Genomic DNA, 12,250 nt, shown 5'->3' on the forward strand with positions numbered 1-12,250 from the left:
GGTTGTTTTCAGTCGCACGGGCGCTGGCCCGGCGGAACGCATCGCCGCTGCCACCGCCAGCGCGGGCACCACCGCCGGGGCGCGAGGCCTCGCGGGCGCGCTGGGCGGCCTCCGATTCGACCTTGCGGACGGCCTCTTCCAGCGACAGCCGCTCGCGCGTGATCTCGGATTCGGAGAGCGGGGGCTGCACGCTGCGCAACTGCGCGATCAACGCCGTGCGCGCCCGTTCATAGAGCGCGCGCCGGCTCTCGCCGGGAGCGGTGGGGTCCAGGGCCGCAATAGCGCGGGCGATCAGCGGATAGTAATCAGCCATTTCAACTCAACTATACCCGCGTCCTGGTAAGAGATCGTTAAGCCTCAAACGGGTTTTGCACCAGGATAGTATCCTCGCGTTCGGGGCTGGTGGAAAGCAGTGCGACCGGGCACCCGACCAATTCCTCGATCCGCCGGACATATTTGATGGCCTGGGCCGGCAGGTCAGCCCAGGACCGCGCATGGGCGGTCGGCTCCTTCCAGCCCTCGATGGTCTCATAGATCGGCTCGACCCGCGCCTGAGCGCCCTCACCGGCCGGGAAATAATCGATCTCCTTGCCGTCGAGCTTGTAGCCGACGCAGACCTCGATCGTGTCGAAGCCGTCGAGGATGTCGAGCTTGGTGAGCGCCAGGCCGGTGATGCCGCAAGTCCGCACGGTCTGGCGGACCAGCACGGCGTCGAACCAGCCGCAGCGGCGCTTGCGCCCGGTATTGACCCCGAACTCGCGGCCCCTGCGGCCGATCTCCTCGCCGATCTCGTTCAGCAGTTCGGTCGGGAACGGCCCCTGGCCGACGCGGGTCGTATACGCCTTGCAGATGCCGAGCACGTAGCCGACCGCATTCGGGCCGAGGCCCGTTCCGGTCGCGGCCTGCGCCGCCACCGTGTTGGACGAGGTGACGTAAGGGTAAGTGCCGTGGTCGACGTCCAGCAGCGCGCCCTGCGCGCCTTCGAACAGGATGCGCTTGCCGGCACGCCGCTCGGTATCGAGCAGACGCCAGACGGTCTCCGCATAAGGCAGCAGCTGCGGCGCCAGCGCGGTGAGTTCCTTCAGGATCTCCTTGCCGTCGAACTCCGGCAGGTTGAGGCCGCGCCGCAGCGCGTTGTGGTGCGCCAGGAGGCGATCGATCTTGTGCGGCAGCGTGTCGAGATCGGCGAGGTCCATCAGGCGGATCGCGCGGCGGCCAACCTTGTCCTCGTAGGCAGGGCCGATGCCGCGGCGCGTGGTGCCGATCGCGGTCGCCGAATTGGAGGACTCACGAAGCGCATCGAGCTCGCGATGCAGCGGCAGGATCAGGGTGACGTTCTCCGCAACGCGCAGATTCTCCGGGCCGACCGCAACGCCCTGGCCCCGCAACTTGGTCACCTCGTCGAGGAAGGCCTGCGCATCGAACACCACGCCGTTGCCGATCACCGCCAGCTTCGAAGGGCGCAGGACGCCCGAGGGCAACAGCGCGAGCTTGTAGGTCTCGCCGTTGATGACCAGCGTGTGGCCGGCGTTATGGCCGCCCTGGAAGCGCGCGACGATGTCCGCCTGCTCCGACAACCAGTCGACGATCTTGCCCTTTCCTTCGTCGCCCCACTGGGCGCCGACGACGACAACATTGGCCATTCGCGGATAATCCTTCGAAGAATTCTCTGTAATAGGCACGACCCAAACGGAAAACCGGGACCCAGATGTCCGGGATCATGCCTGCGCCCAGCCCAAGTCCCGGCCCGAGGCCGTTCGCATGCGAGGCAGCCCCACCGGATAAAGGAAGCAGCCTCTCTAGGCAAGCAAGAACGGGACTTTTTTCAGGCCCAATACGCGATCCAAGCCTTTGATATCCCCTAAAAATCCGCCTTGCCGGACGCCTTCTACGACGTTAGGCGCGGATGCGGCCGTCGACCACTTCGATGATGCGGTCGCAGCGCCGCGCCAGATCCATATTATGGGTGACGAGCAGGAAGCTCGTGCCGCTGTCGCGGTTGACCTGCCGCATCAGCTCGAACACGGCATCGGCCGACTTGGTGTCGAGATTGCCGGTCGGCTCGTCCGCAAGCACGAGATCCGGGTTCATGGCCAGGGCGCGCGCCACGGCCACCCGCTGCTGCTGTCCGCCCGACATGTTGTTGGCGAGGTTGCCGGCGAATTTCTCCAGCCCGACCTGCGCCAGCAGCCGGTCCGCCCGCGCCTCGATCTCCGCCGACGGAAAGCCGCGGTCGGCCAGCATCGGCATCATGACATTCTCCCGCGCGGTAAAGGCCGAGATGAGAAGATGGTACTGGAAGACGAAGCCGATGGTGTGCCCGCGCAGGTGGGTGATCTCGGCGTCGCCGAGAGCAGCGATGTCCTGGCCCTTGATCAGCAGCCGGCCCGAGGTCGGCTGGTCGAGCAGCCCGACGATGTTGAGCAGCGTGCTCTTGCCCGAGCCGGATGGTCCGATCAGCGCAAGGAACTCGCCATGGTCGAGCTTGAGGTCGATGTCGTGCAGCACCTCGGTCTCGGTCGGCAGGCCGATATTATAGGCCTTGCACACTTTCTCGAGCTTCAGGATTTCCTCAGCCACGGATCGCCACCACCGGATCGAGTTTCGCGGCCCGCACCGCCGGCGCCATCGCCGCGAGCAGGCCGGTGATCGTGGCGAGCAGCGCCGTGTAGACGAACAGGCTCCGCTCCAGGATCAGCGGAAACAATTCCGTGCCGTCCGCCTGGCGCGCCACCGCATGCCAGTAGACCAGCGCAAACGCGCCCAACGCCGCGCCGAACAGCGAGCCGACGAAGCCGAGAACACCGCCCTGCACCAAGAATACGCGGAGGATCTGGCCGCGCGACGTGCCCATCGCGCGCAGGATGCCGATCTCCTTGGAACGCTGGATCACTGAGACGATCAGCACTGCGGCGATGCCGAAGGCCACCGAAAGGCCGACAAACAGACGGATCAGGGTGTTGGTGTAAGCCTGTGCCTGCACCGCGGTGAAGAACTGCGCATTGGTCGCGATCCAGCTATCGGCCTCGACTTCGGTCGCCGCCTGGATCTGCTGGGCGATATCCTCCGCCGCATAGATGTCCTTGATCGTCATGTCGATCGTGGTGACGCCGCCGATCATGCCGAGCAGCGACTGCCCGGTTCGCAGCGCGACGAAGGTCGTGCGCTGGTTGACGCCCTTGTTGCCGAAATCGACGAGCCCGGTGATGGTCAGCACCCGATTGGCACCGCCGGCCGCCTGAAGGTTGAGCTTGTCGCCGACGGTGGCGCCGAGATTCTTGGCGAGCTCGATGCCGATGATGATGTCCTCGCTTGTCAGGCGAGCTTCGCCAACCGTGATGTAGTCCGGGACTCTGACGATGTTGAAATAGGAGTCCGGCTCGATCCCGGTGAGCGTGACGGCGCGGCTGGCATCGCCGCGCACGGCCAGCACCGAGCCGGCGATGGTCGGCGAGACTGCGGTGACCTCGGACATCGCCAGCATCTGGCTCCTGATCTTCGGCCACTGATCGATCGAAATGACCCGCTGGCTCGGACGCTGCACCACTGCGTCCTCGACCTCATGGGCTCCGTTGCGAAGCGGACGCGCGATCTGGTCGCGCGTCAGCAGCTGGATCTGCGGCTGCGAGGTCAGCACGCGCTTGATGAAATTCGCCTCGAGGCCGGCGAGCATCGCGGACATGAAGACGATGACGCCGACGCCGATCGAGATGCCGCCGATGATGAAGATGGTCTGCAGCCGGCCTTCACGCAGGAAGCGCACGGCCGCGATCCATTCGAACGGTAGCCAGCGGTTCATGGCAAGACGGGCCGCAGACGCTGGCCGGTGAGGACACCGGAGCTCTGCGGGATCGCGACGTCGCCCGCGGCAAGACCTTCGGTGATTTCGATGTGGCTGTTGCCACGCAGGCCGAGCTTCACCGGGCGCTTGGTCGCGCGCCCGTCCTTGACGCCGAGCACCCAGGGCTGCCCCGAGAGGGCGTCATGCACCGAACGCACCGGAAGCACTAGGGCGCCATCCTTCGCCGCAACCTCGATATCCACGGACACCGTCATGTCCTGACGCAGATAGTCCGGCGGATCGGCCACCGTCAGCTTCACCTCGACGGTGGCGCGCGAGATATCGACGCCGGGATTGATGTAGGTGACGGTCGCTACGAAGCGCCGGTCCGGATAGGCATCCGCCGACGCCTGCGCCTTCTGCCCCAACACCAGCTTGCCGAGATTGCGTTCGTCGATCTGCAGGACGAGTTGCAGCTCGCCGGTCGGCGCGAGCACGAACAGCGCCTTGCCCGGCTGCACGACCGTGCCGCGCTCGACGCTGCGGCTGATCAGGACGCCGTCGCGGGGGGCGGCGACCGTCGCATAGCCGAGGCGGGAGTCCGCCGTGTCGAGATTGGCGCGCGCCTGATTGAGCTGGGTCTGCGCCATCACGTAGTCGCTGCCGCCGGGGCTTGCAGTATAGACTTGGAATTCCGCCGCGCGCTTCACAGCGCGCGCGACATCCAGAGTCTTCTGCGCATCGTCGAGCGCTGCGCGCGTCGCGTAGCCGTTGTGCTCGAGCTGGGCGGTACGGTCATAAGTCTGCTGGGCATTGAGCAGCGTCGCGTCCGCCTGCGTCAGAGCTTCCTTGGCCGACGGCAGCGTCAGTTCGTCGAGCTGTCTTATCCGCGCCTCCGCCTGCGCCACCGCGCCTTGCGCTTGAACAACGGTCGCCTTCAGCTCGCGCGACTCCAGCGAGATGAGCGGCTGGCCCTTGGTGACCCTTTCGCCCTCCTGCACCAGCACCTCTTCCACCGTGCCGATGATCTGGCTACCGATCTCGACCCGATAGGGCGTCTCGACATGGCCGCTGGCCACCACCGTCTCGATCAGACGGCCGCGCTTCGCCTGGTCGACGACGACCGCCGGTCCTAGAATCATGCGCACGCTCTGCCAGGCCCCGAAGGCCAGCAGAACAAAGACCGCGAGGATGAACCATTTGTGAGCGAGGAATCCCGACCATAGCGCCGCAGCGGAAAACCGGCTTTTATGCTGCGGCAGGATGATTGTTTGCTCGACCATGAAGACACCATGCAAATCGCGCCGCGCTAGCGGGCGGATTCACGTCTCGATTTCGATTGCTGGCCCGGCAACGCCGGGGTGATTGCTTGCGACGCTAACGTGCCGTCGGGATTCGAGATTGCTTTAGGTCAATAGGTTACGACGAATTTGGAGGCATCTGGCCGCCACAAGACGCCCTGAAACCGGGAGCTTCGCTTGCTGGACAGTCCCACCCGCGCCGACACCAATTTCTGGCGTCTGTCACCCCCTGAGCTCGGCAGTCGACTGGGCTGCGGGCTCGCCGGTTTGTCGGCGGCGCAGGCCCGCGAACGTCTCGACCGTTTCGGGCCGAACACCGATGCGCCGCCGCGGATCGAGGGCGCGGCGCGCGCGATCCTGCGTCGGTTGCTCGAACCATTGTCGCTGATCCTGCTGGTGGCCGGCGTCATCTCGATGATGACCGGCGACGAGATTGGCGGCCTCATCATCGTCCTGATCCTCGCGCTCTCGATCGGCCTCGACACCATCCAGGAGGGACACGCGGTCCGCGCCGCCGAGATTCTGCGCCGCTCGGTGGCCCTGAAGGCCGAGGTCAGCCGCGACGGCGCGTTTGTCGATATCGATGTCGAGCACGTCGTGCCCGGCGATCTCTTGCGCGTCCGCGCCGGCGACATCATCCCGGCCGATGCCCTGATCCTGGAGAGCACCGCCTTCACCGCGGGTGAAGCCGCGCTCACCGGCGAGCCCTATCCGGTGCAGAAGCGCGCCGGACCATGCGCCGGCCCCGAAGACACCTCGAATGCGCTGTTCCGTGGCGCCGTGGCGCAAACCGGCGAGGCGATCGCACTCGTGGTCAGGACCGGCCGCGACACCGTGTTCGGAGCGGCGGCCTCCGCGCTCGCCGAGACGCAGGCGCCCTCTCCGTTCGAACGGGACTTGCGCGAATTCGGCCTCGTAATCGCGCGCGCCACGCTGGCACTGGTGCTGGTCGTGCTCACCATCCGCGTCGTGTTCGGCCGCCCCGTGCTCGATTCGCTCCTGTTCGCCGTCGCGCTCGCGGTCGGGCTGACGCCGGAACTGCTGCCGATGATCACGACGGTGACGCTGTCGCGCGGTGCGCTGCGCATGGCCGGCCGCAAGGTGATCGTGAAGCGGCTCGCCGCCATCCACGACCTCGGCGCCATGACCGTGCTATGCACGGACAAGACGGGCACTCTGACATCGGCCGAGATCACGCTCGCCAGAAGCCTCGATGCCGCCGGCAAGGACGATGCGCGTGCCGCGCGGCTCGGCGCCATCGCGGCCTCGCTCGGCGGCGACCGTGGCGCACTCGATGCCGCCCTCGTCGCCGGCCGACCGGAGGCTGCCCAGGGCTGGACGCTCGCCGGACGGCAGGCTTTCGATTTCTCACGCCGGCTGGGATCGGTGCTCGCCACCGGCCCCGAAGGCGCGCAACTGATCGTCAAGGGCGCGCCGGAGGCCGTGCTGGAATTGTGCACGATGGACGAACATGCATGCGAGGCGACTATCGCCCGCGTCCACGCGCTCGCGACCGAGGGCTTGCGTACGGTCGCCATCGCCTCGCGGGCGTGGAGCGGCGCGCTGCGCGAGGTCGAGACCGAGGACGAAACCGACCTCGTCTTCGAGGGTCTATGCGCCTTCGCCGATCCGCCGAAGCCGACAGCCGCGGCCGCGATCGCCCGGCTCGCGGCGGGCGGCGTGAGCCTGAAGATCCTCTCGGGTGACGATCCGGTGGTGGTGAAGCGGCTCGCTGGCCTTGTCGGGCTCAACGCCGAGCGCGTGCTGTCGGGCGCCGACATTGCCGAGCTCAGCGACGAGGCGCTTGCCGTGCAGGTGCGCTCCGCCGATGCGTTCGGCCGGCTCGCGCCGGACCAGAAATCGCGCATCGTGAAGGCGCTTCAGGCCGGCGGCGAGGTGGTCGGCTTCCTCGGCGACGGCATCAACGATGCGCCGGCGCTGAAGGTTGCCGATGTCGGCCTTTCGGTCGACGGCGCCACCGGCGTGGCGCAGGCCGCTGCGGACATGATCCTGCTGGCGTCGGATCTCGAAGTCGTCGCTGACGGCGTCGAGGAAGGCCGGCGCACCTTCGCCAACATCCTCAAATATGTCCGCATGGGCGCGAGCTCGAATTTCGGCAACATGCTGTCGATGGCGGCGGCCTCGATCGCACTGCCGTTCCTGCCGATGCTGCCGACGCAGATCCTGCTCAACAACCTGCTCTACGATCTTTCCGAGCTCGGCATCCCCTTCGACCGGGTCTCGGCGCAGGCAACGGCGAAGCCGCAGGTGTGGAGCATGTCGCGCCTGGTGCGCTTTGCCGCGATCATGGGGCCGCTGTCGTCGGTATTCGACTTTCTCACCTTTGGCGCGCTGCTCTATTTGTTCAACGCCTCGCCGGACGAATTCCGCACGGCCTGGTTCGTCGAATCGATGGCAACGCAGATCCTGGTGATCTTCGTCATCCGCACCTATGGACGGCCCTGGCGCAACTGGCCCGATCCCGTGCTTGCGGCCTCTTCGCTGATCGCCCTGTTCGCCGCGATCGCTCTGCCGTTCACGCCGCTTGGGACCTGGTTCGGCTTCGTCGCGCCCCCGCCGGCCATGATGGCCGGCATCGCGCTGCTCGTCGTCGTCTATCTCGCCTGCGCTGAGCTGCTGAAGCCGTTCGCGATCCGCACGGGACCGACGGGCTGAGGTTCCTGTTGCACCGCCCCGCGCATGATGGCGATGCGCCGCGCGCCATTGATATCGGGCTCGTTTCCGTGTCTTTGGGCAGAGCCGGGCCGGGAGCCCTGGTGCATGACGCGGGGCCATAACAATCACGATGTCCGCTACCGGCCAGACCACGAGCGCCGAAACATCCAGCCACAGCTGGATCGCCAACCAGCCTTATCTCCTGCTCAGCATCACCGCGATGTGCTGGGCGGGCAATGCGGTCGTGGGGCGGCTCGCGGCCGGCCACATCCCGCCGGTGACGCTGTCCTTCCTGCGCTGGAGCTTCGCCTTCCTGCTGGTGCTGCCGTTCGCCTGGAAACACCTCGCCCAGGACTGGCCGGCCATCCGCGACAAGCTCGGCCTCATGATCGTGATCTCGATCACCGGCATCGGCGCCTTCAATACACTGCAATATTGGGCGCTGGAGCATACCCAGGCGCTCAATACGCTGCTGTTGCAGTCAGCCGCGCCCCTGATCGTGGCGCTCTGGTCGCTGGTCATCCTCGGAATCAGGCTCACCGGCGCGCAGGCCTTCGGCGTGCTGCTCTCGATGTGCGGCGTGCTGATCATCCTGCTGCACGGCGATCTTACCACGCTGTCTAACATCGCCTTCAACAAGGGCGATTTGATCTTCATCGTCGCGCTGATCATCTTCGCGCTCTATTCGGTGCTGACGCTGAAGCGACCCCCGATCCACGGCCTGTCGTTCCTCGCCTTCACCTTCGGCGCCGGCGCGGCCTGCCTCATTCCGCTGGAGATCTGGGAGCTATCCGCGCGCCCCGTCATGAAGCTCGACGGGCCGAACCTGCTCACCCTGTTCTACGTCTCGGTGTTTCCCTCGACACTCGCCTATCTCTGCTTCAACCGCGGCGTCCGCCTGATCGGCGCCAATCGCGCCGCACCGTTCTTCCACGTCGTGCCGGTGTTCGGCTCGATCATGGCCATGGTCTTCCTCGGCGAACTGCCGCAGGCCTTCCACTTCATCGGTTTCGCCCTGGTGCTGTCGGGCGTTTTCGTGGCGTCGCGGAAGCAGGCGAGTTAGGTCTTCCTTCTTCCCTTGTGGGAGAAGGGAAAAACTGGTCGTTTGAAGGAAATGCGCTACTTCGCCCCGATCTTGCTGTAGGCCTCGCTGGTCGCAATGATGACGTGCTCGGCACAGCCGTTGACACGATGCGGATCGGCATCGCGCTCGTAGGCTTGCGACGTCATCATGTCGAGGAACGCCGCGACGGACGGATAGTAGACCAGCGCGACGAAATCCCATTCGTTGCCCGCGTGCGGGCCGAGCGCGATCGCCTTCGCCTCGCCGGTCCACAACAGCGTGCCACCACGCGCCTTGATCATGGGCACGGTGATCGCGCTGTAGCGCAAATACGCATCCCAGCCGGATCCGCCGCCGTCGCGCGAACGGGCGTGGAAACGCATCAGGTTCAGCATCACCACCGGCGCATGCTGGTCGAGCCGTTCCAGGCCCTGGATGTTCAACATATTAACCGCCAATGGCACCTCCTCAGGTCATGCCTGCATTGTAGCATTGCGGCGGCGGGACTTGTGTCAAGACGACCATCCGCGCAAGGTCATGCGCGACGCCAATGACGATTGCATCGCCCGCGCCAGCGGCCTCGAATCCGGCCAGCTGGCTCAACAACCAGCCTTATCTGCTCCTCAGCCTGAGCTCGCTGTTCTGGGCCGGCAACATCGTGATCGCGCGCCATGTCGGCGCGCATGTGCCGCCGCTGACGGTGACGACGATCCGCTGGTTCGGCGTGTTCCTGATCCTGCTGCCGTTCTCCTGGCCGCATCTGAAGCGCGACTGGCCCGCCTTGCGCAAGAGCCTGCCGCTGATGCTGTTCCTGTCGCTGGTCGGCTTCGCCTTCAACAACGCGATCTCATACTGGGCCCTGCAGTACACCGAGGCGCTGAACGCGCTGCTGATCCAGTCGGCAGGTCCCCTGTTCGTGGCGCTATGGTCGCTGGTGTTGTTTGGCGTGCGGCTCACGGCTGGGCAGCTCGCCGGCATCGCAATCTCGCTGATCGGCGTGCTGATCATCATCCTGCGCGGCGATCTGGCGGCGCTGGCGAGCATCTCGTTCAACCGGGGCGACATCATGTTCGCCTCCTCACTGGTGGCGTTCGGACTCTATTCGGCCTTCATCCCGCGGCGACCGAAGGTTCATCAGCTGTCGTTCCTGTCGTTCACCACCTGTTGCGGCGCCATCATGCTGCTGCCGGCCGCGATCTGGGAGGGTTGGAGCGGCAGGGTGCTGCATTTCGACACCGTGACGCTGATGGCGTTCAGCTACATCCTGATCTTCCCCTCGACGCTCGCCTACCTCTTCTTCAACCGCGGGGTCGCACTGATCGGGCCAAACCGCGCCGCGCCGTTCTTCCATCTTGTGCCGGTGTTCGGCTCGGCGATGGCGATCGTACTGCTCGGTGAAAGGCTCCAGCCGTTTCACCTGATCGGCTATGCGCTGGTGCTCGCCGGCGTCGTCATCGCCTCGCGCCAGGGTTCGGCGGTGAAGTAGCCCGGCGCTTCAAAAAGAAAAGGTGGGCACGGCGCTGTCGCGCCTTTGCCCACCTTACACAACTCAACGCAAAAGCTTACGCCGCACGAACCTTGGCGAGGAAGCCGTCCACCGCGCTGCGCAGCGCGCCGGACTGGTGATCCAGCTCGCGGGCGTTGGTCAGCACGTCGCCGGCCGCGGTGCCGGTCGCTTCCGCGGCCGAGGTGACGCTGCCGATATGAGCGTTGATCTCGCTCGAGCCGGCCGCGACCGACTGGATGTTGCGCGCGATCTCGCGGGTCGCTTCGCCCTGCTGCTCGATCGAGGCCGAAATGCCGGCGGTGATCTCGCTCATCTCGGCGATGGTCTGGGTGATGCCGCCGATCGCTGCGACCGCATCGCTGGTCGAGGTCTGCATCGCCGCGACCTGGGCGGAGATTTCCTCGGTCGCCTTGGCGGTCTGGTTGGCCAGCGCCTTCACCTCGGAGGCGACGACGGCGAAGCCGCGGCCGGACTCACCGGCGCGCGCCGCCTCGATGGTGGCGTTGAGCGCAAGCAAATTGGTCTGCGCCGCGATCGAGTGAATGAGCTTGACGACCTCGCCGATCTTCTCGGCACCGGTCGAGAGCTCCTGCACCGTGGCGTTGGTACGCTCGGCGTCGCTGACCGCGCGGCTCGCGACTTCGGTCGAACGCGTCACCTGGCGGGAGATTTCCGCGACCGAGCTGGACAGCTCTTCGGCCGCGGCGGCAACCGTGCCGACATTGCCGGAGGCTTTCTGCGAGGCCGCGCCGACGGTCGCTGCGCGCGAGGAAGCGTCGCTGGCGGTCGAAGTCATCGACTGCGCCGTCGACTGCATGCCGGCTGCGGCCGAGGAGACCGAGCGGACGATGCCGTTGACGCTGCGTTCGAAGTCGTTGGCGATATCTTCCATCGCGCGGCGGCGATCCGCCATGGCCCGATCCTTTGCGTCCGCTTCGCTCTTCTCGATCTCGCGGATGCGGACCGCATTGTCCTTGAAGATCTGGACGGTCGAAGCCATCGCGCCGACCTCGTCGCCACGGCCGACGCCGGGAATCTCGCCGTCGAGCTTGCCATCGGCGAGGTCCTTCATGCGGACCCCGAGTTGCGTGAGCGGACCACTGATGCTGCGGCCGAGCAGCCAGGCGACGCCCCCAGAGACGATCAGGATGGCGAGCATGGCGAGGCCGAGCGACCAGAACACCGGGCTCATCTTGGCGTCGATGTCATCAAGATAGGCGCCTGTACCGAGATACATGTCGAGGCCGGGGACCGCGACGGCGTAGCCAATCTTGCGGATCAGTCCTTCCGCACCCGGCTTGGCATATTCGTAGTGCAACAGGATCGAGCCGTTGGTCTTCGCGCCGTCCATCAGCTCCTTGGAGAGCTTGCGGCCGTTGGTCTCGACCTCCATCCGATTGGTGCCGATCTGCTTCGGATCGGGCGCGAGTTGGGTGATGCCGTCATAAGACGTGCCGAAAAGATAGCCCGAACCGTTGTCATAGGTCATCGCATTGCCGTAGCGACGAAGATCGGCCATCGCCGCGTCCTTTGTCATCTCGCCGGCATCGACACGCTTCTTCAGCGTGAGCGCATAGTTGCGCCCCATCTCGACGATGGCCTTGGCCTGATCGATGCGCGCATTGACCATCTCGCGCTTCATCAGGTAGCCGGCAAGAAATCCGGCGACGCACAGGCCGAACAAGGTGACGCCCACAAGAATGCCTAGCTTGGGGGCGATCTTCAGATTGCTCAACTTCACGAGATGGACTCCGGAGAAAAGAGATACGGGCACGCGACAGAATCGATCGAAATTGAATTAACTTTTAGGGGGAGACCTCTTAGCAAGTTCCTTACAGGCCTCCGTAGAAGCCCGTACGATGCCGGGTAAAACGGCAAATAATCGCTGAGGCGACAACCGGGAATTGTACGCACTCCCGTCG

9 protein-coding genes and 1 pseudogene are annotated in these 12,250 nt (G+C 65.6%); 3 read left to right on the forward strand and 7 right to left on the reverse strand.

What is annotated here, in order from left to right; genetic code table 11:
* From Q0687_RS08220 to Q0687_RS08240, 5 genes and pseudogenes are all read right to left on the reverse strand, one after another.
* Nucleotides 1-313, reverse strand: a pseudogene (locus Q0687_RS08220) (hypothetical protein); the annotation flags it as partial.
* Nucleotides 314-350: 37 nt separating this feature from the next.
* Nucleotides 351-1,643, reverse strand: coding sequence for an adenylosuccinate synthase (locus tag Q0687_RS08225; RefSeq protein WP_298874320.1), 1,293 nt, complete (start codon nt 1,641-1,643; stop codon nt 351-353).
* 253 nt (nt 1,644-1,896) lie between these two features.
* Complete coding sequence (locus tag Q0687_RS08230; RefSeq protein WP_298874322.1) at nt 1,897-2,580, reverse strand: ABC transporter ATP-binding protein; 684 nt, start codon at nt 2,578-2,580, stop codon at nt 1,897-1,899.
* Complete coding sequence (locus Q0687_RS08235) at nt 2,573-3,799, reverse strand: FtsX-like permease family protein (RefSeq protein WP_298874324.1); 1,227 nt, start codon at nt 3,797-3,799, stop codon at nt 2,573-2,575. The genes Q0687_RS08230 and Q0687_RS08235 overlap by 8 nt, the downstream gene beginning before the upstream one ends.
* Nucleotides 3,796-5,064, reverse strand: coding sequence for an efflux RND transporter periplasmic adaptor subunit (locus tag Q0687_RS08240; protein WP_298874328.1), 1,269 nt, complete (start codon nt 5,062-5,064; stop codon nt 3,796-3,798). Before Q0687_RS08240 ends, Q0687_RS08235 begins: the two co-directional genes overlap by 4 nt.
* A 195-nt stretch (nt 5,065-5,259) precedes the next feature.
* Between Q0687_RS08240 and mgtA the strand changes: the two genes are divergently transcribed.
* Both mgtA and Q0687_RS08250 read left to right on the forward strand, forming a co-directional pair.
* Complete coding sequence (gene mgtA / locus Q0687_RS08245; RefSeq protein ID WP_298874331.1) at nt 5,260-7,758, forward strand: magnesium-translocating P-type ATPase; 2,499 nt, start codon at nt 5,260-5,262, stop codon at nt 7,756-7,758.
* Nucleotides 7,759-7,888: 130 nt separating this feature from the next.
* The gene (locus Q0687_RS08250) at nt 7,889-8,821 is read left to right on the forward strand and encodes a DMT family transporter (RefSeq protein WP_298874334.1); all 933 of its coding nucleotides are present in this window, start codon (nt 7,889-7,891) and stop codon (nt 8,819-8,821) included.
* A 56-nt stretch (nt 8,822-8,877) separates the two neighbouring features.
* Here the strand turns inward: Q0687_RS08250 and Q0687_RS08255 are convergent, their stop codons facing one another.
* Nucleotides 8,878-9,267 (reverse strand): DUF1330 domain-containing protein, encoded by a 390-nt coding sequence (locus tag Q0687_RS08255; RefSeq protein ID WP_298874337.1) that lies wholly within the window; start codon nt 9,265-9,267, stop codon nt 8,878-8,880.
* Nucleotides 9,268-9,371: 104 nt separating this feature from the next.
* On the opposite strand from Q0687_RS08255, the gene Q0687_RS08260 reads away from it, so the two are divergent.
* A complete protein-coding gene (locus tag Q0687_RS08260; RefSeq protein WP_298874340.1) occupies nt 9,372-10,307 on the forward strand; it encodes a DMT family transporter in 936 nt (311 codons plus the stop codon).
* A 76-nt stretch (nt 10,308-10,383) separates the two neighbouring features.
* Here the strand turns inward: Q0687_RS08260 and Q0687_RS08265 are convergent, their stop codons facing one another.
* Nucleotides 10,384-12,069 (reverse strand): methyl-accepting chemotaxis protein, encoded by a 1,686-nt coding sequence (locus Q0687_RS08265; RefSeq protein ID WP_298874342.1) that lies wholly within the window; start codon nt 12,067-12,069, stop codon nt 10,384-10,386.
* Between the last annotated feature and the right edge of the window lie 181 nt (nt 12,070-12,250).

Source organism: uncultured Bradyrhizobium sp. (genome assembly GCF_936928535.1).
GTDB lineage: Bacteria > Pseudomonadota > Alphaproteobacteria > Rhizobiales > Xanthobacteraceae > Bradyrhizobium.

Bases quoted from the DNA above. Each gene is read 5' to 3' on its own strand.
- Q0687_RS08225 (WP_298874320.1), bottom strand. From the start codon at position 1,643: ATGGCCAATGTTGTCGTCGTCGGCGCCCAGTGGGGCGACGAAGGAAAG.
- Q0687_RS08235 (WP_298874324.1), bottom strand. From the start codon at position 3,799: ATGAACCGCTGGCTACCGTTCGAATGGATCGCGGCCGTGCGCTTCCTG.
- Q0687_RS08240 (WP_298874328.1), bottom strand. From the start codon at position 5,064: ATGGTCGAGCAAACAATCATCCTGCCGCAGCATAAAAGCCGGTTTTCC.
- Q0687_RS08250 (WP_298874334.1), top strand. From the start codon at position 7,889: ATGTCCGCTACCGGCCAGACCACGAGCGCCGAAACATCCAGCCACAGC.
- Q0687_RS08255 (WP_298874337.1), bottom strand. From the start codon at position 9,267: ATGTTGAACATCCAGGGCCTGGAACGGCTCGACCAGCATGCGCCGGTG.
- Q0687_RS08260 (WP_298874340.1), top strand. From the start codon at position 9,372: ATGACGATTGCATCGCCCGCGCCAGCGGCCTCGAATCCGGCCAGCTGG.